This window comes from Chryseobacterium sp. CBTAP 102 (assembly GCF_003201365.1).
GTDB classification, from domain to species: Bacteria; Bacteroidota; Bacteroidia; order Flavobacteriales; family Weeksellaceae; genus Chryseobacterium; species Chryseobacterium candidae.
The window spans coordinates 284,490-309,565 of record NZ_QICX01000001.1; the positions used below are offsets into that span (position 1 = coordinate 284,490).

At 37.4% G+C, this 25,076-nt stretch carries 20 protein-coding genes; 15 read left to right on the forward strand and 5 right to left on the reverse strand.

What is annotated here, in order from left to right; translation table 11 throughout:
- Nucleotides 1-171 precede the first annotated feature (171 nt).
- The 3 genes from C8D70_RS01285 to C8D70_RS01295 form a co-directional block, all read right to left on the reverse strand.
- Entirely contained in the window at nt 172-2,625 is a 2,454-nt protein-coding gene (locus C8D70_RS01285; RefSeq protein ID WP_110366130.1) for a ligase-associated DNA damage response DEXH box helicase, read from the reverse strand.
- 98 nt (nt 2,626-2,723) lie between these two features.
- A complete protein-coding gene (locus C8D70_RS01290; RefSeq protein ID WP_110366131.1) occupies nt 2,724-4,304 on the reverse strand; it encodes an ATP-dependent DNA ligase in 1,581 nt (526 codons plus the stop codon).
- Nucleotides 4,301-5,323 carry a ligase-associated DNA damage response exonuclease gene (locus C8D70_RS01295; RefSeq protein ID WP_076594774.1) on the reverse strand — a complete coding sequence of 341 codons (1,023 nt, stop codon included), beginning with the start codon at nt 5,321-5,323 and terminating at the stop codon, nt 4,301-4,303. Before C8D70_RS01295 ends, C8D70_RS01290 begins: the two co-directional genes overlap by 4 nt.
- Nucleotides 5,324-5,631: 308 nt before the next feature.
- Here C8D70_RS01295 and C8D70_RS01300 point away from each other — a divergent pair, with 308 nt between their 5' ends.
- The 4 genes from C8D70_RS01300 to C8D70_RS01315 all read left to right on the forward strand — a co-directional run bounded on the left by C8D70_RS01300 (nt 5,632) and on the right by C8D70_RS01315 (nt 9,155).
- Nucleotides 5,632-6,111, forward strand: a complete 480-nt coding sequence (locus C8D70_RS01300) for a hypothetical protein (RefSeq protein ID WP_110366132.1) — start codon at nt 5,632-5,634, stop codon at nt 6,109-6,111.
- Nucleotides 6,112-6,113: 2 nt separating this feature from the next.
- Nucleotides 6,114-7,475: a M64 family metallopeptidase gene (locus C8D70_RS01305; protein ID WP_110366133.1), complete on the forward strand. Its 1,362-nt coding sequence runs from the start codon at nt 6,114-6,116 to the stop codon at nt 7,473-7,475.
- 183 nt (nt 7,476-7,658) lie between these two features.
- Nucleotides 7,659-8,285, forward strand: coding sequence for a chloramphenicol acetyltransferase (locus C8D70_RS01310; protein WP_110366134.1), 627 nt, complete (start codon nt 7,659-7,661; stop codon nt 8,283-8,285).
- Between the two features lie 528 nt (nt 8,286-8,813).
- A complete protein-coding gene (locus C8D70_RS01315; RefSeq protein WP_076594770.1) occupies nt 8,814-9,155 on the forward strand; it encodes a helix-turn-helix transcriptional regulator in 342 nt (113 codons plus the stop codon).
- Between the two features lie 16 nt (nt 9,156-9,171).
- Here C8D70_RS01315 and C8D70_RS01320 read toward each other — a convergent pair whose 3' ends face one another.
- Nucleotides 9,172-9,903 (reverse strand): MBL fold metallo-hydrolase, encoded by a 732-nt coding sequence (locus C8D70_RS01320; protein ID WP_076594769.1) that lies wholly within the window; start codon nt 9,901-9,903, stop codon nt 9,172-9,174.
- 234 nt (nt 9,904-10,137) lie between these two features.
- On the opposite strand from C8D70_RS01320, the gene C8D70_RS01325 reads away from it, so the two are divergent.
- The 6 genes from C8D70_RS01325 to C8D70_RS01350 all read left to right on the forward strand — a co-directional run bounded on the left by C8D70_RS01325 (nt 10,138) and on the right by C8D70_RS01350 (nt 15,002).
- The gene (locus tag C8D70_RS01325) at nt 10,138-11,322 is read left to right on the forward strand and encodes an MFS transporter (RefSeq protein WP_110366135.1); all 1,185 of its coding nucleotides are present in this window, start codon (nt 10,138-10,140) and stop codon (nt 11,320-11,322) included.
- Between the two features lie 90 nt (nt 11,323-11,412).
- The gene (locus tag C8D70_RS01330) at nt 11,413-12,114 is read left to right on the forward strand and encodes a DsbA family oxidoreductase (protein WP_110366136.1); all 702 of its coding nucleotides are present in this window, start codon (nt 11,413-11,415) and stop codon (nt 12,112-12,114) included.
- Between the two features lie 91 nt (nt 12,115-12,205).
- Nucleotides 12,206-12,787, forward strand: coding sequence for a nucleosidase (locus tag C8D70_RS01335; protein ID WP_076594766.1), 582 nt, complete (start codon nt 12,206-12,208; stop codon nt 12,785-12,787).
- 17 nt (nt 12,788-12,804) lie between these two features.
- Entirely contained in the window at nt 12,805-13,326 is a 522-nt protein-coding gene (locus tag C8D70_RS01340) for a GNAT family N-acetyltransferase (protein WP_110366137.1), read from the forward strand.
- A 125-nt stretch (nt 13,327-13,451) separates the two neighbouring features.
- On the forward strand, nt 13,452-14,027 hold the full coding sequence (locus C8D70_RS01345) for a Crp/Fnr family transcriptional regulator (RefSeq protein ID WP_110366138.1): 576 nt from the start codon (nt 13,452-13,454) through the stop codon (nt 14,025-14,027).
- Nucleotides 14,028-14,189: 162 nt separating this feature from the next.
- On the forward strand, nt 14,190-15,002 hold the full coding sequence (locus C8D70_RS01350; protein ID WP_110366139.1) for an alpha/beta hydrolase: 813 nt from the start codon (nt 14,190-14,192) through the stop codon (nt 15,000-15,002).
- A gap of 325 nt (nt 15,003-15,327) precedes the next feature.
- On the opposite strand, the gene C8D70_RS01355 is transcribed toward C8D70_RS01350, so the two are convergent.
- A complete protein-coding gene (locus tag C8D70_RS01355; RefSeq protein WP_110366140.1) occupies nt 15,328-16,425 on the reverse strand; it encodes a TauD/TfdA family dioxygenase in 1,098 nt (365 codons plus the stop codon).
- A 216-nt stretch (nt 16,426-16,641) separates the two neighbouring features.
- Here C8D70_RS01355 and C8D70_RS01360 point away from each other — a divergent pair, with 216 nt between their 5' ends.
- From C8D70_RS01360 to C8D70_RS01380, 5 genes are read left to right on the forward strand one after another with little or no spacing between them, the layout of a single operon-like run.
- Nucleotides 16,642-18,168: a pyridoxal phosphate-dependent decarboxylase family protein gene (locus C8D70_RS01360; RefSeq protein ID WP_110366141.1), complete on the forward strand. Its 1,527-nt coding sequence runs from the start codon at nt 16,642-16,644 to the stop codon at nt 18,166-18,168.
- Nucleotides 18,140-20,548 carry a GNAT family N-acetyltransferase gene (locus C8D70_RS01365; protein ID WP_110366142.1) on the forward strand — a complete coding sequence of 803 codons (2,409 nt, stop codon included), beginning with the start codon at nt 18,140-18,142 and terminating at the stop codon, nt 20,546-20,548. Before C8D70_RS01360 ends, C8D70_RS01365 begins: the two co-directional genes overlap by 29 nt.
- On the forward strand, nt 20,541-21,857 hold the full coding sequence (locus tag C8D70_RS01370) for a lysine N(6)-hydroxylase/L-ornithine N(5)-oxygenase family protein (protein WP_110366143.1): 1,317 nt from the start codon (nt 20,541-20,543) through the stop codon (nt 21,855-21,857). The genes C8D70_RS01365 and C8D70_RS01370 overlap by 8 nt, the downstream gene beginning before the upstream one ends.
- Nucleotides 21,858-21,864: 7 nt before the next feature.
- Nucleotides 21,865-23,676: an IucA/IucC family protein gene (locus C8D70_RS01375; protein WP_110366367.1), complete on the forward strand. Its 1,812-nt coding sequence runs from the start codon at nt 21,865-21,867 to the stop codon at nt 23,674-23,676.
- Entirely contained in the window at nt 23,673-25,076 is a 1,404-nt protein-coding gene (locus C8D70_RS01380) for an MATE family efflux transporter (protein WP_110366144.1), read from the forward strand. The genes C8D70_RS01375 and C8D70_RS01380 overlap by 4 nt, the downstream gene beginning before the upstream one ends.

The following is a 25,076-nucleotide window of genomic DNA, read 5'->3' on the forward strand; positions in this document are numbered from 1 at the left end:
GAACATTTCGACTTAGCTCAATGTGAGATTTTTAGCAAGATGAACGGGACTGAATTTTACCGGAGATAAAATCTTTTCGCCTTAAAATGTTATTATTATCAATTTTTTGCGTCTTTGCGATAAACAAATATTCATCGGCATATCTGTTCTTACAGAAAACACATTAATTGATTATAAAAGGTCACTTATATTAGAAAGTTTCAGCATTCTTTTAATCCTCGCATCCAGTCCTTCACTGGAAAGAGTCTGCCTTAAGCTGTCTACTTTGATCGGGAAACTGAGCGGAGTGAAGGAACGGGAATGTTTCAAAATAATTTCAGATTTTTCAATTCTTTTAAATGCTTCTACTAATCGCTGTTCCTGAAGCTGCATATTAAATACTTCAGTATAAGCCTGTTTGATTAAAAAATGATTGGGATCATGGTCTTCGAGTACTTTGAAAATCAGTCCGGCAGAGCTTTGCAATGATTTGTTGGAACGTTGCTGTCCTGCATAATTCTGAATCACCATGCCTGAAATCACTGCAATATCTCTGAATTTTCTTCTTGCCATTTCCCCTGAATTGATACTTGCGATCACATCGTTCATCAGATTATCTCTTGTTAAAATCTCTTGCAGATTATTTTCATTTAAGGGAATTTCCTTATCACTGAACAGTTCAAACCCATAATCATTCATGGCCATAGAAAAGGAGATAGGGGCCAGTTTTGAGATCCGATAGGCAATCAAAGCGGCCATTACTTCATGCACCAGACGCCCTTCAAAAGGATACATGAACAAATGATATCCTTCACGGTTTTTGATCATTTCCACCAGAAATTCATCTTCTCTGGGAATATGTGAGTTTGTTTCCTGATTGATCAGAAGAGGATGCAGAAATTTAAGCTCTTTTTCCGAAGCTTTCGGATTTAAAGCATGTGAGAGTTTTTCTCTTAAAAAATGTCCCAGATTGCTGCTTAATGGAAGCCTTCCGCCAAGATAACTCGGAACTAAAGCTTTTCCTTTGGCTGCTCTTACATAGACCGTCATATCTTTAATCATAGCGACTTCCAGTGTACGTCCGGCCAGAATAAATTTTTCTTCTTTTTTCAGTTTTGAAATAAAATACTCTTCAATCATTCCGATATAGCCGCCGGAAATAAATTTCACCTTCAGCATCGCATCACTTACAATCACACCCATATTCATCCGGTGGAGCATAGCAATTTTTCTTGAAGTTACTTTATAAAGGCCATCTTCCATAATGACGATTTTATGGAACTCTTCATAGTTCTTCAGTACGCTGCCGCCAATAGTAAGAAATTCCAGAATGCTTTTCCATTCTTCGTCCAGCATTTCCTGAAAGGCATATACTTTTTTGATTCTTTCATATAGTTCGTCAGGATAAAAGCCATCTCCAACTGCCAATGTCATCAGAAACTGAACCAGCACATCGAAACATAAAACCTGTGGTTCTCTGGGTTCTACCACTTTCTGTTTCACGGCTTCTTTTAAAGCTGAAACTTCAATCAGTTCCAGAGAATGGGTAGGAACACAATAGATTTTTGAGGTTTCAAAAGGAGAGTGGCCGCTGCGTCCGGCTCTTTGAAGAAAACGCGCAACTCCTTTGGCTGATCCTACCTGAATGACGGTGTCAACAGGTTTAAAATCGATTCCAAGATCTAGGGATGATGTGGAAACTACAGCTTTTAATTTTCCGGAACTTAAATTTTCTTCAATCCAGATTCTTAAATGGGTATCAATAGAACTGTGATGGATGGCGATCTGACCCGCAAAATCAGGATAAGCATCCAATAAAAGCTGATACCACATTTCACTCTGACTTCTGGTATTCGTAAATACAATGGTAGATTTTGATTCCAGAATAATAGGAACCACTTTATCTGCAAGTTTGTTTCCAAGATGTCCTGCCCAGGGTAATATCTCAATTTCATCCGGAAAAACCGGGAGAATGTCTATTTTTTTCTGTTCTTTGGCTGTAATTTTTGTCTTTTTACAGTCATACGGGATAAGCACATCCATAGCTTCATCCAGATTCCCAATGGTGGCGGTGATGCCCCATATTTTAATCTCCGGAACATATTTTCTAAGCTGGGAAATCCCGAGTTCTGCCATAACACCGCGCTTTGAACCCAGTAATTCATGCCATTCATCCACAGCCACACATTTCATATCAGTGAAAAAACGTTCATTATTTTTCTGGGCGAGAAGCAAGTGGAGACTTTCAGGGGTTACAACAAGAATTTCAGGCATTTTTTTCACCTGCTGCTGTCTTACTTTGGGATCGGTATCTCCGTTTCTTACGCCTACCGCCCAATCGAGTCCGATTTCGTCAATCGCTTCCTGCATCGCTTTTGCAATATCTTTGGAAAGAGAACGAAGAGGGGTTATCCAGATCATTTTCAGCCCTTTTTTGTATTGCTCAGGATGATTCAGGAAATCTGAAATTAAGGCTAAAAAAACAGAAAAAGTTTTCCCAAAACCTGTGGGAGCAACAACCATTCCGCTGTATCCGTTTCCAAATTTCTTCCAGGTTTCCAGCTGAAATTTAAAAGGGGCAATACCTTTATTGGTCATCCATTGCTGAATGATCTTTAATCCGTTGGTATGTTCGAAAGCTGCCAATTTATATTTGATTTAAATTTTTAACGCAAAAGACGCTAGGGTTTTATATGATATTATTTATTTTTTCGACCGCAAGGGCGTTTCACTCAGCAAAGGTTTTATTGGATTAATTTTTTAATTTCTTCAAGAGAGTCGATTTCATCTACTGTTTTGTCTTTCCGCCACCTTACAATTCTTGGAAACCGCAGGGCTACACCACTTTTATGACGGTTGCTGAAACCAATGCCTTCAAAAGCAATTTCGAAGACCAGTTCTGCTTTTACGGTTCTTACAGGACCAAATTTCTCAATAGCATTTTTGGTCACAAACCGGCTCACTTCCATGATTTCCTTATCCGTTAATCCTGAATAGGCCTTGGCAATAGTGACCAAAGTATCTCCATTTTTTACGGCAAAAGTATAATCGGTGTAATAGGCACTTCTTCTTCCGCTGCCTTTTTGGGCATAAATAAGAACGGCATCAATGGTAAACGGATTGATTTTCCACTTCCACCAGTCGCCTTTTTTTCGTCCTGAGTGATAAGGTGAGTTTTTTTGTTTTAGCATGAGTCCTTCACTGTTTACATCCCGTGAGTTTTCACGAAGCGAATTCAGTTCATCCCATTTTTCAAAATCCAGACTTTTGGAAATACTGATGCGTTCCGGATTTTCATTCAATAATAATTCTTCCAGTAAGGCCCTTCTTGCAGAGATTGGTTTTTCCCTCAGATCATTGTCTTCCAGTTCCAGCAAGTCGTAGACAAAGACTTCTATGGGGATTTCCGAGAGCATTTTTTTAGTTAAAGTTTTCCTGTTTAATCTTTTCTGCAATTCATTAAAATTTAAAACTTTACCCTCTTTTACCGCAAGTATTTCTCCATCTATGACAAAATTGCCTTTCATGGCTTTTATAACTTCTGTAATTTCCGGAAATTGCTCGGTCACGAGTTCTTCACCTCTTGACCAGATGAAGACTTCATCGTTTCTGCGAATGATCTGTCCGCGTATTCCGTCCCATTTGTATTCTACCATCCATCCATCAGGATCTCCCAATTCTTCAGTTTCTTTTTCCAAAGGATAGGCAAGGCAGAAGGGATAGGGTTTTGAGTTGTCAGGATTTACATTTTCCGCATCAATAAGCTCTTTGAAAGAAACTTCATCCGGCAGCCATTTACCCATTAAACTGTGCATCAGAGCACTGGATTCCTGCCCTGAAAATTTGGTCAGCGCATTGATTAATGTTTTGTCTGATACTCCAATCCGGAAACTTCCGCCAATTAATTTATTGAATATCAAACGTTCGGTATAATCCAGCCCATTCCATGTTTGCAGGACAAATTCTTTTTTTTCTGCGTCTGTTTTGCCTTTTAAGTTGGTAATATCATTCATCCATTCTGATAATGAACGTTCTATTTTTTCCTCCGGAGGCGGAAGAATTAATGATAAAGTCTCTCCGAGATCGCCTACGGAAGAGTAAGATTCCTGAAACAGCCAGTAGGGGAGTTTTGTGATTTCCAGCGCCCATTCTTTCATGTAATTGGTGTTGACATTCCTCTTAGGTCTTTTTCCGGTAAATAAGGCTATAAACCATACTTTATCTTCATCAGGAGCGCGTTCCAGATAATCAATGATGGCATCAATTTTAGCATTGGTTTTATTGGTGGTTTCCAACGCATTGATAAGCTCTGCAAAATGTCTCATGATTCCGGATTTTCAGGGTTTTCTTTTTCAGATTCCTCTTCTTCGTCACCGTAAAGTGTTTCTACAACATCTGCTTTAATTCCTGTTTCATTCAGATATTTTGAAAAAACTTCTGTCTGTCCGTGGGTAACGTGTACCAGCTCTGCTTCGGTTGCTTTTACAGTCTGCAGCAATCCCTTCCAGTCTGCATGATCACTCATTGCAAATCCTGCATCTGCACTCCGCCACCTTCTTGCACCGCGCACCTGCATCCAGCCGGAACATATTGCTGTGGCCGGATCTGGAATTTTCTTAATGATATTACTGTCGAGTAAGGCGGGTGGAACAATAACAATTTCATGTTCCATTTCTTTAGGGCGTTCTCTGAAATCTGCTATTGTATATTCAGGAAGATCAATTCCTACTGTTTCAAAGGCTTCATTCAGTTTTCCAATGGAATAATGGACGTATATTTTCCCCAATTCTTCCACTGCCTTCATAATACGCTGGGCTTTTCCCAAAGAATATCCAATAAACACAGAGGTTTTATTGTTTTCTTTATTTTTCAGTACCCAGTTCTGAAGTTTTTTATTTAAATCCTGAACTTCCAGCCAGTTGTAGATAGGCAGACCAAAGGTGCTTTCTGTCACAAATTCATTACATTTTACCAACTCGAAAGGTGTACTCAGTCCATCTTCCTGAACTTTATAATCTCCCGAAATTACAGTTACATATCCTTTATACTCAAGCTTTATCTGGGCAGAACCAATGATATGCCCTGCTGGATGAAGTGAAAGTTTTACATCATTGATGGTAATTACTTCTCCATACTCTATGCTCTGGCATTCGATATCCGTCCCGATTCTCTGATGCAGAATAGGTTTGGTAAAGTGGTGGCAAAGGTATTTTTTCATTCCCCAACGGGCATGATCGGCATGGCCATGGGTAATAACCGCCATATCAACGGGCCTCCAGGGATCTATATAGAATTTCCCTTGCGGACAGTAAATTCCTTTTTTGGTAAATGTGATTAATTTCAATGGTGTGAATGGTTTAGAGAGTCTGCTTCAAAAACTTAACCAAAGTTTTAAAAATAACATTTTTTATTACCTATAGATAACAGAAGTCATCAGTTATGCAAAAACAGGTGATTATTTTGTTGGCCAAGGTCTAAAAATGGATAAGTAGTTAATTTTTATTTTCTTTATTTATTTTGTTTTTTGTATTTATTTTAAATATTTATATTGTTTTTTGATTAAAATTTTAATAGAAAACATTTTGTTTGTTAAATAGTAAATAATATTAGTTATTTAATGTTTAATTGATTATTTTTATAAAAAAATGAAAAATGAGAAATTTATTATTTATTACTGTCTTTCTGTTTTGCAGTTTTCAAAAAAGTGAATCGCCTTCAGGCAGATCTATAAGAGTAGAAAATAGGGTAAAAAAGAGTGAACGTATTATTTATTTCTTCTTTAAGGCACATAAAGACAGCTCCGGGAATGAAAAAATTACTCTTCATGAAACTAAAATTTCGGATGGGAAACTGAAATCAACACCTTTCTTTGACAGGAATGAAGTGCGGAAAGGAGACCTTATTATTACGGTCATTGAGGCTGATGGAAAAGAAGGAGCCAGGCAGCTTGTAAGAGATCCGCTGAATCGTGAGCTGGAAGTTTACGAAAAAGAAGGAATCTCCAGACACAGGGCTTCTCTTCAAAGTGCAGAATTCAATATCAGATTTTCATATGCTGATAACATTCAGTGGGTAAAAGTTGAAAAAGCCACAGATTCCGGAGTACAGTTATTATTCACTCAAAAACTATAATTATGAAAAAGATTTTATTATCTCTTCTTGTAGGAAGCAATTGTTTTGGACAGACATTTGAAAAAGTTACCTTATTGCAGAACGGAAGTAATGATAAACGTATTGTTATTGCTGTTTTAGGCGATGGGTTTACCGCTGCACAGCAAACTTCTTTTGTCTCATCAGCGCAGTCAACAGTTAATTATCTTTTTACAAAGAGTCCTTATAATGAATATAAAAATTATTTTAATGCTTATGCTGTAAAAGTAATTTCTCAGGAATCCGGAGTTAAGCATCCAGGAACGGCAACGGATGTTATAGAACCTGTTATACCTATCTCAAATCCAAATAATTATATGGGTGCAAGTTTTGATATTGGTGTGCACAGATGTATTCATACCAATACTCCAAATAAGGTAGGACAAGTTCTGGCGACGAATGTCCCAGACTATGATATTACTTATGTACTGGGTAACTCTACAGAATATGGAGGTTGTGGAGGTACCTATGCTTTTGCATCACTCAATAGTTCTTCAAATGAACTTGTAGTACATGAGCTGGGGCACTCATTTGGTAATTTGGCTGATGAGTATTGGTTTCCCGGTTCGCTTGAATCCGCAAATAAAACACAGAATTCTAACCCATCAACGATCAAATGGAAAAACTGGGTAGGTACTAACAATGTAGGAATCTATCCCCATGCCGAAAGCCCGACATGGTTCAGACCCCATGAAAATTGCGAGATGAGGTATCTTGACCGGCAGTTCTGTTCCGTTTGTAAGGAGACAATCATTGAGAAGATTCACTCTTTAGTATCTCCTGTAGATTCATATACACCGGCAAACAATACTTCATTAGATGCCACATCTGGTGTTACTTTCACAGTGAATGAAATCCTTCCTATCCCTAATACATTAGTCAATACCTGGACTTTGAACGGAACAGTGCTGGGAGGATCAACAGGGAATTCCCTTACTATAACTCCGGGACAGCTCAACAACGGTAATAATACTTTGATGTTTTCTGTAGTGGATAACAGTCCGCTTGTGAGAGTAGATAATCACAGTACACTTCATGTTACCAATGTTACCTGGACACTAAGCAAAGGGACTCTTAACATTTCAGATGTGAAAGCAGAGGAGCGACGTTTCAGTATTTACCCGAATCCTACAGAGGGAGAGTTTTTTATCAATGGAAAAAAGGATTTTTCAAAGGATGTTAATGTAGAAATTTATGATGCTTCCGGAAAGATGATTCCATCCAGATTTGAATTGAATAATTCTGTAATAAAGGTCGATATTAAAAACTATCCGACAGGTACTTATCTGCTGAATGTAAAAGAAAACAAAACCCTGATTCTTTCCCAGAAAGTCATTAAAGAATGATGAAAGAGATATAGTATTGATAATTTTGAAATATAAAGCTGGAGATTCATAAACTGGTGTTCCCAAACCAGAAAATGAGTCTCTTGTTTTTTTATTCCTGAAAACCACAGTGTAATATTTGAATAAAAGGAATTTAAGCTATAAATCCATAAAAATGTTGAAATTTGCAGCAAATAAGAATTAATGAGGATTGTAGATATAAACAACTGGAACAGGAAAGAACACTTCGAATTTTTTTCTAATATGGCAAGCCCTTATTTTGGGTTTACAACGGAGGTAGACTGTACAAAAGCGTACGATACAGCAAAAGAGAAAGGATATTCATTTTTTGCCTATTATTATCACAAATCTATGGTGGCGGTTAATACAGTAGATGAATTAAAACTCAGAATTATTGATGGACAGGTAATACAGTTTGCCACAGTGCATGCCGGCAGTACAATTGGAAGGCCGGATGGTACTTTTGGTTTTTCATTTACTCCTTTTTCAGAAGATTTTGAAACATTCAATGCTGCTCTACAGGAGGAGATAAAAGGAGTACATGAAAGTACAGGGTTGAGATTGAGCAATGAAAGGCTGGGGAAAGATCATGTAAGACATACTGCCATTCCGTGGAATTCTTTCAGTGCAATACTGCATCCTACTGATTTTAATACTACAGAATCGGTTCCTAAAATAGCCTTTGGAAGGTTCAGTATTCGTGAAGGAAGAAAATATCTTCCGGTTTCTGTTGAGGCACATCATGGATTGGCAGACGGAATTCATATTGCTAAATATCTGGAAGAGTTTCAGAGACAGCTTGATCAGTAGTAAAAGCATAAAGACAATATTTTTAAAATATCATAAACAAAAGCTGGGTTTCGATCCGGTTTTTGTTGTTTATAACTCTGTTTATTTCCGGTAAGAATACGCTGAAAACATTGATCCAGATCATAAAAAGTAAACACAGAAACGTATTACATTTACAATGGCAAAATAACAAAGCAGATAATGAGTAAACGACCTGATAAAAGACGTTATGGTATTTTAGCTCAAAATGTAACGTGGTATCTATGTGGTATACGGTTTTAACAAAATTTTAATCATTTTTTCTTTCTTTGCCAATATAAAAATAAGCCGAAATTCATAGGTTATGTTTTTTTTTCTAATCATTTGTTGAATACAACTAAATGTTGCTGATCATTAGATTACATTAAAAAAAAGCAAGTAATTTTTGAATATATAGGAATCATTTTGTTCACGATATTACCTTATCATGAAACAGATTGATCAGATAAAAAACTTTATACGATGCGCAAAATTTATTGCATCTGAGATAAGTAGAGATGAAAAAGTATTATGAAAAATAGAAACCCAGAAACTAACTTAGAGGATTTAAAACAAAAGATTCTTGTACAAGACGAGATAATGGCATTGGCCAAATCTAATTCTCCTCGTCTCCTGAATAAATTCAGACTGGTTTATCCTGATTTTTTTAAAAAGTTATCCGATATACAGCCTTCTCTTAAAAATTCCGAATTAATCTTTTGTATTTATCTTAAGCTTAATATGACAACTAAAGAGATTGCAACCTGCATCTTTGTAACTCCAAAAGCAATACAAAACAGGAAAAACAGGATCAGAAAAAAACTGAATATTCTTTCTGAATTTGATATTTATAAATGGTTTAATGAAATTTAAACCATTTTTTCTGAATTTAAATTTCTATTACAGTTTGATCCAAATCATGATATAAAAGAATCTTCCAGTTGTTTTCTTTTGCTTCTTTTTCCCATCTAAGCCTTAATTCCATTGCTTTTCTGCCATCAAAATCACTTTTATAGGCTAAATGATATTTTAAATAAGAGGCCTGTGGCAGATCGTCAGCACCATAGAAGACTGTTTCTTCATTGTCTCTGACCCAGAAAACCTGCATGAAAGGAGTGTGTCCGCCCACCACTTCATAGGAAATCTCATCAGTAATTTTCCCCTGATCTTCATTCATCCACGTAATATTCGGAAGCTTAATAAGTTTTTCCAATAGATCAAAGTCAAATGAAGGATTTCCTTTATTTTCCACCGCAAAGTCCAGTTCCCGTTTCTGGATATAAATCTGAGCATTTGGAAAAGCCGCTTCAAAACCATTTTCTGTAAGTTTCACAGCGCCCTCAATATGATCTTTATGAAGATGAGATAACAACAATTTTGTGATTTGCTCGGGACGGATATTTTCTCTTTCCAGAATTTCTGAAACAACAGTTTTTCCAGACTCGTTTTTCCACCCAATTCCAGCATCCAAAAGGATATAATCATTTTCAGTAATAATGAGAAACGGCTGAACAGACATTTTAATTCCTCCGGTCTTATCAAAATTTTCTTCTGTTAAAAGAGTAAAGTCTTTGGTTTTGCTTGCCGAAAAATTACCTTCTTTAAGTGGAATGATTTTCATGCTGCAAATTTCCTTAATATTTCTAATATTCAAAAAGATTTTCGTCAATATATATTATCCATAAAAACAATCAAACAGGCAGAATGCTGAAATCACTCAATTTACGCTAAAATCCTGCGTTATTCATGAAAAGGTAAAGAAAGGAAGCAGATTAATTCTTTTTTTAATGATTATCTTTGATCTCTTAAAAATCTGCTGTCAGACAGCTTTCAAATCAAATAAAAACTTTATATAATGCAGGAGAGTTCTTCCCATGGTATTTCCCGGACTGTTATCTGGCTTATGGCTATTATTTCCGGACTTGTGGTAGCCAATAATTATTATAACCAGCCTTTATTGGCACTCATTTCTGAAGAACTTCAGGTTTCTGAGAGTGCCGCAAGTAAAATATCTGTACTTACCCAGATTGGGTATGCATTGGGATTGCTGCTGATTGTTCCGTTGGGAGATAAATTTTTTCGAAAGAAATTAATTTTAATCGATCTGTTTCTGGTTTTTGGATCACTTTTATGGATGACTTTTGCGACTCAGTTGTGGATGTTATACGCAGCAAGCTTATTGATTGGAGCGACGTCTGTTATTCCGCAGCTGTTTGTACCCATTGCGGCCGAACTTTCTTCGGATAAAGAAAAATCTTCCAATATCGGTCTGGTAATGTCAGGGTTATTGCTGGGAATTCTTCTTTCCCGTTTTATAGGAGGAATTGTAGGAGAGCTTTGGGGATGGAGAGCCATGTTTGGTATTGCAGCAGGGCTGATGATTCTGGTTTGGCTGGCTGTGTATAAAATGCTTCCTGAAATGTCTCCTAACTTTAAAGGTACCTACAGTGAACTGATGCGTTCTGTTGCTCAGCTTGCAAAAACACAGCCTGTTCTTCAGCTGGCTTCTTTCCGTGGAGCTATGGCATTTGGATCAATGTGCGCGCTGTTTACCACGCTTGTTTTTCACATGGAAAAGCCTCCTTTTAATGCCGGTTCATCTGTAGTAGGTAGTTTTGGATTAGCAGGAGCGGTAGGCGCTTTAGCTGCGGCTAAGGTGGGAAAACTGCAAAAGTATCTGGATATTAATAGAATTATCCTGTATTCTTTATTGATTGTTATAGGAAGCTGGGGGTTTACCTATTTTGCAGGAGAAACCTATTGGGGACTGATTATAGGAGTAATTCTTGTGGATCTGGGAGTACAGTCAAGCCACATTATGAATCAGACCAATTATTTCCTGATTAAATCAAACGCTGTGAACAGACTAAATACAGTGTATATGGTTTCTTATTTCATAGGAGGTTCATTGGGAACCTGGCTGGCTTCTATCGCCTGGCAAAAAGCTCAATGGACTGGTGTGTGCTTTGTAGGAACTGTATTTGGAGTACTTGCATTAGTTGCTCATTTATTATTCTGTAAAAAGGTAAATAAAGCATAAAGCCGGTTAGATTTAAACTGTAATAATTTTTATTACATTAAATAAAATACACTATCTTTGCACTGTTAATTTGATTTAAAATTAAATAGAATGAAAATAGAAATCTGGTCGGATGTGATGTGTCCGTTTTGCTATATTGGAAAAAATAATTTTGAGCAGGCTTTGAATAAGCTTCCTTTTAAAGATGAAGTAGAAGTTGAGTGGAAGAGTTTTCAGCTGGATCCAGGCTTAGATCCGAAAGAAACTCAGGATACGATACAATATTTCAGAGAAAAAAAAGGATTTCCTGAAGCTCAGGCTACCCAAATGCTTGGGCAGGTAGCTGAAATGGGAAAGGGAGCCGGAATTGATTTTAATTTTGGAAAAACTTTAATCACCAATACTTTCAGTGCGCACAAATTGCTTCATTTAGCCAAAAAGCACAATAAATCCAATGAAATGGAAGAGGCATTATTTATTGCTCACTTTATTGACGGGAAAAATGTAGGAGATGCAGAGGTTTTAGTGGCGCTGGCCGAAAATTTAGGAATAGATAAGGAAGAAGCAAGACAGGCTGTTACAACGGGTCAATTGGATGATGAAGTGAATCAGGATATTCAGGAGGCAAGAAACAATGGTATTTCCGGAGTTCCCTTCTTTGTTCTGAATGGTAAATATGCTGTTTCCGGTGCTCAGCCTGCAGAAGTTTTTGAAAATGCACTGCAACAGACTTATAAAGAAACGGTGAGTCCGTTTAAGGATCTTTCCGGCGAAAACGGAGCTTCCTGTGATGCAGACGGCTGCAGTATCTAAGATATTTAACCCCCAAAATAAAACTATTTTGGGGGTTTTAATTGAATAGAGTCTCGTATCTTTGTATTACCTGTATAAATCTGATTTCTCAATGATAAAAATTAACCACGAAACTCATTATTCAATTGATGACACCCTTTTTGTTTTTGCATTAGATTCCGAAGCAGGAACCGTTTTCGACGATAAAAACAAATTAATTACCGGCATCGGAAAAGTAAATGCAGCCATCGAATTAACCAAAGAAATTCATGCAAGAAAGCCTAAACTGATTGTGAATTTGGGCTCTGCAGGAAGTAAAGGATTTCATAAAGGAGAAGTAGTATGCTGTACAAAATTCATCCAGAGAGATATGGATGTAAGAGGGCTGGGATTTCAACTTTATGAGACCCCATTATCCGGAGTTCCGCCTGTTTTGGAATATGGACTTAAAATGGATACCCTGAAAGAAGGAATCTGCGGAAGTGGTGACAGCTTTGAAATGAACCACTCCGAAACCGATTATAATATTGTAGACATGGAAGCCTATCCGTTGGCATTGATTGCCCAAAAGGAAAATATTCCGTTTCTATGCCTGAAATATATTTCCGATGATGCCGGAAGTGACGCTGCCGACGACTGGAGTGTGCAGGTACATCTGGCTTCTGAAGCATTTAAGAAAATTCTTTTCTCATAACATTTATTCTTACCGCCATGAGTTCAATCATCATCAACAAAGCATCGGCTGAAGACCTGGAAATTGTACAAAGTTTAGGGATACAAACATTTTCTGAAACTTTTGCAGAAGATAATACAGAGGAGGCCATGAAAAAATATCTGGAAGAAAGTTTTAATACTCAAAAGATAAAATCTGAACTCAATAATCCTGATTCCCATTTCTATATTGCCTGGGAAGAAGATAATCCCGTAGGTTATCTGAAATTAAATACCGGCAGCGCCCAGACAGAACTTCAGGATGAAACCAGCCTGGAAATTGAAAGAATTTATGTGAAGAAAAGTCATCACGGCAAAAAAGTAGGCCAGCTTCTTTATGATCAGGCCTTGGAAACTGCTCAGCAACTTAAGAAATCATACCTGTGGCTGGGAGTATGGGAAGAGAATCTGAGGGCTTTACAATTTTACAGGAAAAACGGATTTGTTGAGTTTGATAAACACATTTTCAGATTGGGAGAAGAAGAACAGACGGATCTGATGATGAAAAAAATACTGGACTAAACTTTTTTAACCACAGATAATTATGTTTTAAAATTTGAGAAAAATTGGTTTTAAATTTTTTATCTGAAATTTTGTAATTGAAAGACAGAAAGTAAGGCAATTGTATTTGAGTAAAATATTCCCAAATGAACCATTCAGAATTTGTAAAACATCTCAATCAATATTATCCTTTATCCGAAGAAACGATTCAAGATTTATTGAATATCTGTTCGGAAGAATACTATCATAAGAATGATCTTCTGCTGGAGTCCGGTTCCATGGCAAGATATTATTATTTTGTAAAGTCCGGACTGATTGGCTATTATACGGTAGATGAGCTGGGAAACAATATTTATAAAATCTTCTTCGAAGAAAACAGTTTTGCAGCCTCCACAGCAGCTATTATTAAAAATGAACCCAGCGATTTTAATATTATTGCACTGGAAGACTGCTCGGTGATACAATATCCTGCAAAAGCCTACCGTGAATTGCTGGAAAAACACCATGATCTGGCTCTTTTTCATCTCTATTATCTGGAAAAAAACTGGGTAGTAAAAAAAGAACCTTTAGAAGTTTCCCTCAAATACGAAACTGCAAAAAAGAGGTATCTGCAATTGCTTGAAAATGCATCCCTTTATAATCGACTAAAACAGCATCATATTGCTTCTTATCTTGGAATAACACCCACGCAACTAAGCCGGATCAGAAAGGAAATCAACTGATATTTTTGAATTTAACCTGAAAATAAATTAATAAAAGCTTCAACATATGTTGAGGCTTTCTTCTTTTTTATTTCACAATTTTGTTCTGTCATAAGATTATTGGTATGCTATATGTTTTAAAAAAGTATACCTGTGATTATCATTAATTAAACATTTTTCAGCATGAAGAAGCTCATCAACATTCTATTTGTACTGACTGCATTTGTACAGCTATCCGCACAAAAAATTATTCATCAGGAAATTTTCAGTCCGAAAATGAATAAAAAAATTAAAACTGTAATCATCACTCCTAATCTTCAGCCTAATACGAAGTATCCATCGATCTATATTCTTCATGGTTTCAGTGGCAATCCGGACAGAATCATTAAGCAGGATATTCCGGATCTGGTAAAAAAAGCACAGGAATTGAAAACAATCTATGTACTTCCGGATGGAAATTACAGTTCGTGGTACTTGGACAGTCCTGTCGTTAAGGATTCACAATATCAAACCTTTATTGGAAAAGAACTGGTAGAATTCATTGATAAAAATTACCCTGTGAAAGCAGAGAAAAAATTCCGCGGAATTTTGGGATGGAGTATGGGAGGCTATGGAGCCACCAATATCGGAGTTACTTATAATAAAACATTTGGTATTGTAGGAAGTTCTTGCGGAGCATTGGATTTTAATTCATTCGGAGAAGGCTATCAGAAATATATGGTAAATAAAATACTTGGACCACTGGAATCTATCAATCCCAACTTCCTTACCGACAGTAAAATAAAGCTGATGGCAGGAGCAGAACAGCAGTATATTTTCGATTGTGGAACAGAAGACACTCAAATGATCAATATGAACAGGAATTTTCATAAAAAACTGACCGAAATGAAAATCCAGCATCTCTACACAGAATCTTTGGGAGGACATGTTACTGAATACTGGAGCAGATCATTGTCTGAACAGTTGTCTTTGTTTGACAGGTTTTTTAAACAGTAAAATTATAAGCTTTTAAGTTTTGGCTAAAGCCAATATTATATTAATAACAAAAACAAGCGGGCTAAAGCCCGCTTCTATTGATATAAAAAACCATCAGAATGAAATATCATATTTAAAAAAATACAATGAAGACTTTAAATATTCAATAGGAACGGGCTTTAGCCCGTTTTAATAAATATAAATTCCGATGGTTTTAACCAAAACTTACCACCTTTGATTGTCAAAGATCAATCAAGTGAAAATCAAATAAAAAAATCCTTTTTGAGCCATGCCCAAAAAGGATTTCGATTGATTGAAGGTTCAAAAATGCTAACAGGTTTGCATTTTAAAAATGTTGAAAGTTTTTCCCCAAATGTTCCTCTATCACAAAGAACGGATCTTCTGTAAGCGTGTGTGCTCTCATATCAATAAGACTCACTTTACTCATCATACGAAGCATGATTCTTCTTTCACACGGCTGTTCAATACCGTTAATTTTTCTTACTCCTGCACGGAAAGCTGATCTTCCGTGAGCGCATAAATGATTATTAACCAGAATAACATCTCCAGCCTGAGGCGTAAATCCTGAGTAAATTAAATGTCGGGCTTCCTCCCAGAACTCATGCAGCGTATTCTGCGCTTCATCTGACTGTCTTATGCTGGGATTGAAAAGCTGTTCTGCAGCATCAAATCGCATAAACGGAAGGCTGTAATTACCATACAAAACAGAATCCAAGGTCTCTTCTTCACTATTTCCTGTTTCCAGATTGGCATCTTTCGGGATTTTATAAATTGGTTCAAAAAGAGATCTGTATTTTTCCCCGATAGACTCATGAGAACGGATTGAATATAGAGTAGAAGGAACCTGTTCCTCATTTCGCACATACATAAAGCTTAAAAAATCAGCCTGATGTTTCAGAAAAGCATCTTCCGTATGGACATACAAATCTGTAGAAGATCCTGATCCGGTTTGTGTTTCCTTCATTTTTTCATCAGGAATAATGGCATGAATCAATCCTCCGCCTTTACGCTGTGAATAATATTGTACAGGTTTTGAAGGAAGTGCCCCATGAATAAGCGCACACGCAAAACCATATAAATTGAATTTTGAATAATCTGCCGACTGCCAGTTGGAAGGCGTAGAACCTATATTCTCCTGATCGATGTCCATTAATCCGGTAAAGATGAGTGCACCATACTGATCTTTTGAAAAATCACTTGCAAAATCAGCCGCTATATTTAAAATTCTCTCCGGTAAGAAATAAGAAGCCAGCTGATGTACATGCTTTATAAAATCACGGTTTTCATAGGTGTCATACTTTTTCTGAAGATGCAGCGCCGCATCTTTTATCATTCTTCTTTCCTGAGAGGTGACTTTTATGACCGTAGGAAGCAGTTTTACCGCTGTTGAACAGTCTTTATCTAAAATTTCTGTAGAATTCATTAAAAATAAATTTGGTGTTAACTAATAATTTATATCTTTGTTTTTAATTATTCTAAATAATAATAACGAAGTCAAATTTAGTAATAATTATGCAATCACCAAATAAAACATAATAAAAAATGCAAAATTTAAAAACCTGACTATCAGATATATAAAATAATATATCAAAAAACCACAACAATTCAAAGATTAAAAAAATCACATTATAAAACTTTTATGAGTAACAATTTAATATCCCTTGAAGAGTTCGCAAGCACCACTTCACCTCACATTTCGGGGAATTTCGGGAATATTTTTCATCCTGACAATTATGATCATTATCGTAATGCTGTCAACAGTACTTTAGACCTCGTTCAGGAATTCCTGTACAGAAACACCAAGCCTTTCAGTGGTATAGAAGCTAAAACAATGAAAGGAATGGTACAACAGATCGACCTTAACCAAAAACTTTCCAATTATAATGAGCTTCTGGCAGAAGTAGATGAAATCTATGTGAAACATGCCACAGCTTTTCATCTTCCGCAATATGTGGCACACCTTAACTGTCCTGTAGTAATCCCCGCATTGGCAGGAGAAATCCTTGTAAGTGCTATCAATTCTTCTCAGGATACTTATGATCAGAGCGCCGGAGGAACTTTCATGGAAAGAAAACTGATCGACTGGACTGCCGGTCAGATCGGATATAATACGAACGAAAGTGATGGCATTTTCACAGCAGGCGGCTCACAGAGCAACTTAATGGGACTGGTCATGATGCGTGACTGTTTTTCTCAGAAAAGGTACAACCACAATATTAAAATGGAGGGTCTGCCATCGGAGGCAAGCCGTTTCAGGATCTTTGTTTCGGATAAATCTCACTTCAGCAATCTGAAAAACGCTTCCATTATGGGACTGGGTGAGAAAAGCATTGTAAAAGTTCCTACTGATGAAAGATTCCGTATGGATATCTCTCTTTTGAAAAAATATATTAAAAGAGAAGAGCAGTTAGGAAATATCCCTATTGGAATCGTGGCGACAGCAGGAACTACAGATTTTGGAAATATTGATCCACTGGAAGATATCGCCAATATTGCAGAGCATTATAATATCTGGATGCACGTAGATGCAGCTTACGGTTGCGCCTTATTATTGAGTGAAAAATACCGTGATCTGATCAATGGAATTGAAAGAGCAGACTCTGTAACGATTGATTATCATAAATCATTCTTCCAGCCTATCAGCAGCAGTGCTTTTATTGTTAAAAATAAAAAAGAGCTGTTGATTCTTAAACATCATGCCGATTATCTGAATCCGAAAGAAATGGATGAGGAAGAAATTCCGGCACAGATCAATAAATCCATTACCCAGAGTACGCGAAGATTTGATGCTTTAAAGCTTTGGTTTACCCTAAGAATGATGGGGAAAGAACAGTTGGCAGAATACACAGACACGGTGATCGATCTTACCAAAGATGCTGCAGCCATGATTACGGAAGATGCAGATTTTGAACTTCTTTCAGATTCTGACTTAAGTGTTCTTGTTTTCAGATATGTAAATCCGGAAATAAGTGATCTGAATGCCCTGAATCAATACATCAAGATGAAACTTTTCTACAGCGGAGAAATCCTTGTAGCAAGTACCAAAGTGGATGGGAATTTCTATCTGAAGTTTACCTTCCTGAATCCGATTACGACTACAGAAGACATTCATCAAATTCTCACCACAATCAAAAAACATGGAAAAGACTTTAATTCAGAAAAATAGAACAGGAGAAAAAGCCCGGGAAATTACTTTCAGAATTCTGCTGAACGGAATGCTGAGAGAACTGGGAAACGGAAAATTCTATCAGGGCGTTCCGAAATATGATATTCTCACAGCAAAGGCTCTTCAAAACAGTAATAATCCACTGTTTATGAGATTTGAAATGAAGAAAAGCGGACTGTTTTTATTTGCTCCGGTTTCTTATCGTTCCGAAACGCTTTTTCATGAATATGGACCTGTTTTGTGGGCGGTAGATCATCAAAATCAGGACGTTTTTGAAGTGAATGAGCAAAAGCTTACTGAACTGGTTTACAGAGAACTTTCTGAGACTACAAACGAAACAGGTTTCAGAAATTTTGTGGAAAGAATTCAGAGCAGCTTAAGAAATCTTGAACTGACTACAGAAGCCTGTCTTCAGGATGATCAGCTTTTAACGTATTCTTTTCTTGAATCTGAACAAATGCTTCCTGCCGGACACAATCTGCATCCTTTCACCAAATCAAGAATGGGCTTCTCCGAGGAAGAGCAGCTTTTATATGGTCCTGAATTCAGAAAAGGATTTCAGCTGGATTATTTCCTGATTCATAAAGACTGCATCACAGAAAAATCTCTTCCGGGGATTTCGGCCAAAGAGATCTTCCAAAAATGGGTATCCATACCGGAAAGTTATGATTTTGAAAACATCAATGATTTTTACATCGTTCCATGCCATCCATGGGAGGCACAATATCTTTTATCGACAGCAGAATACCCTGAAATGTTGGGTTCCGGGAAAATCATTCACATCGGACCTTTAGGAGAGGATTTTTATGCAACATCTTCCATAAGAACGGTATACAATCCGGATTTCAGCTGGATGTTGAAATTTTCTCTGCATGTTTTAATGACAGGTTCTGTAAGAACAAACAGCTTAAAAGATCTCAACAGAGGTTATGCTTCGGCGATCTGGTGGCAAAATATAAAGGCTTCATTTGAACCAAGTTTCCCGAATTTTAAATTATTGCTGGAACCTTCTACGTTAAGCGTTCATTATGGAGGAAAAAATATGGACAGTCTTAATATACTGCTCCGTGAAAATCCTTTTTCCAATGAAGATAAAGTGATTTTATTAGCAAGACTTTGCCAGGATGAATCTACTGACGGATTCAATTTTACGACCCATTTCTTTAAAAATGTTGCGAATCAATTGGGTGTAGATGCAGAAAAAGCAGCTATTATCTGGTTTGAAAAGTATGTAAACCTATTGCTTTCGCCCTTAAACAGGTTGTACGATCAATTAGGCATGGCACCGGAAGTTCATCAGCAGAATCTGCTTGTACAATTAGATAATCAATTGCTTCCTCAATCTATTTACGTGAGAGACGGACAAGGTTATCTGATCAAAGAAAGCTTCAAAGAAAAATATGAATCTCTGATCAAAAATTATCCTGAAATCGAAGATCTTTTCATCAGGGATGAGCGTCTTCTGGACATTGTTTCTCACCATCTTCTGGTCAGTAACCTGAGCGCACTGATTGCTTCCATAGGCAAAACAGGACTGGTTAAAGAAAGAAGATTAATCCATATTCTGTACAGGGAGTTTGAAAATCTTCATGAAACTGAACCCTCATCGCTAACCGATTATGCATTGAATCAAAGGTATTGGGCTGTGAAATCAAACCTTCAATCCGCAGTGTCCGATTTAGACGGAGGCGTGAATGCTTCTTCAATTTCTTATGCTCAAGTTCCGAATCTTCTTCACAAACATTTCTTCTCGGATCAGTTAATCAATCCGCAGGGAACAGAAGTTTTCTTTAAAAGATACTTCCAGAAAGAAGATGTAACGATGAGTATGCGTCCTATAGATCTTGACAATGACCTTGAAATGCTTCATGAATGGTTCAACCGTGAACATGCCGTAAAAATCTGGCAGATGAACTGGCGCATTGATGAGCTGGAAACGTACTACAGGCTGATGCTACCAGGTGATGAAGCACACAGTTATATCATCGCAGGAAACGATGAACCTTCCTGTAATATTGAGGTGTATTGGGCTTGCAGAGATATTGTAGGCGATTATTATGAAGTGCTGCCAACAGATTACGGTACACATCAGTTTATTGCACCTATTGATCCTAAAAAGAAATTTGTATCTCCATCCACTCAATCTATGGTTGACTATGTTTTTGCACAGCCACAGGTAGGAAAAATGGTAGGCGAAGGATCTGTAGACTCTCTTGCATCTATGATGAACAAAGCCCATGTAGGCTTCAAAGTAGATAAAGTAATTGAAATGCCTCATAAAAAAGCCAATCTGAACTTCTGTTACAGAGAATGGTACTGGGAAAAATTCCCGCAGAATAAAGAGGTACAAATCACCACAAACATCACAAAAAATGACTAACGAAGCCGTATACAATGTAATAGGCATAGGTATAGGCCCTTTCAATCTGGGACTTGCCGCATTATCCAATCCGATTTCGGAACTGAAAACCCTTTTCCTGGACCAGAGAGATGGTTTCGACTGGCACCCGGGATTGATGATTGACCATGTAACCCTGCAGACCCCATTTTTATGTGACTGTGTATCTATGGCTGATCCTACTAATCCTTTAAGCCTTTTGAACTATCTGAAGGAAACCGGAAGGCTGTATAAGTTTTTTATCAGAGAAGATTTTTTTATTCCGAGAAAAGAATACAACCGTTACTGCCAATGGGTCATTGAACAGCTTCCGCAATGCCGTTTTTCTACTCAGGTAGTGGATATTACTTTTGAAGAAGGTTTATATCATGTAACTACGATTCACACCAAAACCAAAGAAACTACAGTTTTCAAAACAGAAAGACTGATTTTGGGAACAGGAACACAGCCTCATATTCCTTCTTTCATTCCGAAGGACGATTCCCGTGTTATTCATACAAGTTCTTATCTGTATAGAAAAGAAGAACTTTTGTCTCAGGGTAAAAAAATAGCGGTTATCGGTTCTGGCCAGAGTTCAGCAGAAGTTTTTTATGATCTTCTTCAAAACAGAAATGAAGATACACAATTGGGATGGTATTCCCGTCCGGACAGATTTTTCCCTATGGAATATTCTAAGTTGACGCTGGAACTTACTTCTCCTGATTATGTTGAATATTTCTACAACAGAAGCGAATCTGCAAGGAAAACCATTTTAAGCAAGCAGCAGGCTCAGTTTAAAGGAATCAATTACGACCTGATCAATGATATCTACGATTTTATTTATGATCTGAATATCGACAATGCTGATCCTAATCTTAAAATTATTCCTAACAGTCAGTTGAATAGAGTAGACAACAGTAATCCAGACTTCATCAATCTCGAATTTACCCAACTGGAACAGGAAGTACCTTATGATCAGGAAGCGGATTATCTGATTCTGGGAACAGGATATCGTTACCACGAGCCTGCATTCTTACAAAATATTCAGGATAGAATCAAGAGAGATTCCAGCGGATTGTTTGATGTCAACAGAAATTATTCAATAGACCACAACGGAGGGGAAATTTATGTGCTTCATGCTGAAGTACACACTCACAGTTATATTTCTACAGATCTGGGAATGGCTGCGTACCGTAATTCCTACATCATCAATGATATTCTGGGAAGAGAGCATTATAAAATTGAAAAGAAAATTGCTTTCCAGGATTTCGATGTAGAAAAATATGCTGATTTACCAACTGCCAAAATTTAATCAAAAAATGAACACCAACTTAAAAAATACAGTAAGCCAGGAAAACTGGAATCAGGCTAACAGAAACCTAATGGCCAAAACCATCGCAGAACTCATGCATGAAGAGCTTCTGAAACCTGTGGTAACCTTTGAAAATAAAGACGGATATACTGTTTTCAAACTTGAAACAGGATTTGAAAACATTTCGTACAGCTTCCGCGGACAGAAAAGAATGATGGATTACTGGCATATTGATAAAAACAGCATTACAAAAACAGAAAACGGTGAAGATTTGTCTTCAGTAGATGTAGCGGCTTTCTTTCTGGAAATGCAGACTGTTTTTGACTTAGATCCTTATACCATTGCAAGATACACGGAAGAATTACTGCATACGCTGTATTGTGATGCTTTAATCTTATCAAGAGGAGTGATGCCTTCAAAAGAGCTTGCTGATGCGGATTATCAAACTGTAGAGCACAATATGACAGGACATCCATGGGTAATTGTAAACAAAAGCCGGTTAGGTTTTTCTCCAAGAGATCTGAAAACATTTGCTCCTGAAGCCGATGAAAACTTAAAAGTAATCTGGCTGGCTTCTCATAAAAGCAGATCGTCATTCCAGTCTTTGGAACATATTAACAGAGACGAGTTTTATCGTTCTGAAATAGGAGATTTATTATATAATGATTTTCAGCAGCAGCTGTTGAGCAAAAGAAAAAATGTTGAAGATTATCATTTTATCCCCGTACATCCATGGCAGTGGGAGCATAAGCTTCAGATTCATTTTGCCGGGGATATTGCTTCCGGACTTTTAATTCAATTGGGTGAGGGTAGTGATACGTACAGTCCGCAGCAGAGTATCCGTACTTTATTCAATGTAGATCATCCTAAAAAACGATACCTGAAAACAGCGGTTTCTATTCTGAGTACAGGAAATATCAGAGGATTATCACCTAAACAGATGAAAATTGCTCCTGCTATTACAGATTGGGTAAAAGGTTTGATTAAAGACGATGCTTATCTGGATAATAAAGAAACTATTTTCTTAGGAGAAGAGGCTGCAATTACCTATTTGCATCCACAATATGGAGCTATTGACAGTGTGCCTTATCAGTATAATGAATTCCTTGGCGCATTATGGAGAGAAAGTGCTGAAAACTATCTGAAAGAAGATGAGCAAATGGTAACCATGGCCTCTCTGCTTTATGTAGATGAAAATGGAGTTCCATTGGTTCAGGCATTTGCGGAAAAAGCAGGTGTGAGTATCAAAGAATGGATTGAAAGCTATCTTGATGCCTATCTTACCCCATTATTACACATTTATTACACGCATTCATTATGTGTAACGCCACATGGAGAAAACATTATGCTGGTTTTGAAAAACGGAGTTCCAAAGAGAATCGTAATCAAAGATTTTGTAGATGATATTGTACTTACTACAGAAGCCAGAGAAAAGCTTCCTGCACACCTTGCGGACGGTTTGATCCAGTCTTCCAACAAAGAAAATATCCCGTTGTTTATTTTGCTTGGAGTCTTTGATGCCTTCTTCAGATATCTGTCGAATGCTTTGCATACGTATTCCAACTTTAATGAAGAAACATTCTGGGAACTCGTTCACAACTGTGTAGAAAATTATAAAGCTGAGAATACCCATCTTCAGGAAAGATACGAAAAGTATGACCTGTACGTGCCGGCATTCAAAAGATTCTATATCAACAGTCTGCGTCTGAAAAATAACGGTTACAGTGAAAACAAGGCATTTGCTATTCCGAGAAAAGACGGAGCACTGCCTAATCCGCTGTATCAGATTGCCAATAAAAATTCAGTAGCAGCCGTATGAGGAAATTCCTGCATATCCTAAAAGAAGGAGCGGTTTTTACGTATGGAGCCATAGCCGGAAAAAAAGTCGAACTGACTTCCGGAAGTATCAACCGTTCCATCTTTAGTCTTGCCATTCCCATGGTGATGGAACTTGTCATGGAATCTGTTTTTGTGAGTGTCAATCTATTGATTATCGCAAAATTAGGCGACAAAGTTCTGGGGCTTGTGGGAATTACAGATAACTATATCAACTTTGCTTATGCCATTGCAGTAGGTTTGGGAATTGCAGCAGCAAACCTTACGGCCAGAAGAGCAGGTGAAAAAGATAAAGAAGGAATGGGCAGAACAGCCCAATACATCATCTTGCTGGCCCTGTTTTTTGCGGTGCTTATTGGTGGAGTTTCCTGCTTTTTCGCATCAGAAATCGTTGGTTTTCTGGGAATCAATGCCAGTACGGTAACCGAAGGCGTTTCTTTCTCAAGACTGGTCTTCCTGAGTATCGGGCTTGTGATTCTTCGTCTTTCTGTCAATGGACTTTTCAGAGGAGCTGGTGACGCCGATATTGCCATGAAATCACTTTGGATCTGCCATATTTCCAATATCATCTTTGCAGTAATCCTTGTTTTCGGATTAGGATTTATTCCTGCTTTCGGATTGATGGGATTGGCATATGCTACAGTTTTATCAAGAACATTAGGAGTTTTATACCAGGCATTCATATTCGCCACAGGAAAAACCAGCATCAGTATCAGAGTTCCTTTACAGCTTGATGTACCCTTATTGCAAAAGATTTTGAAACTCGCCTTTGGAGGATTGGTTCAATATATTATCCCAACATCCAGCTGGCTGATTATGGTGAAGATCATCTCTACTTTCGGAACCACAGCACTTGCAGGATATATCATTGCCCAGCGTATTGCTTCAGTAGCGACAATGCCAGCCTGGGGAATAGGAAATGCTGCCGGAGTTCTTACAGGACAGAATTTGGGTGCCGGAGAGCCGGAACGTGCTGAAAAAACAGTCTGGAGAGCCGGAACCATCAACATGACTTATCTGGTACTCGTAGCCTTATTCTGGCAGATTGCTGCGGAATATGTAGTGAAAAATTTCACTACAGAACCTGAAGTCGCAAGATATGCAGTTCAATACATCCATGTGGTTTCTATGGCTTATTTGCTATTAGGATTCACCATGGTGATCAGCCGTGCTCTGAATGCGGCCGGAAACATATTACAGGTAACGCTGTTGTACCTCGTGATGTTTTATGTGATTCAGCTTCCGTTGGCTTATCTCTTAGGAGTAAGATTTCAGTGGGAACTGAGAGGAATATTTACCGCTATCGTTTCTTCGGAAATCGTTTTGGCTGTACTATTCCTCATGATTTTTAAAAATGGAAAATGGAAAACTATAAAAATTTAA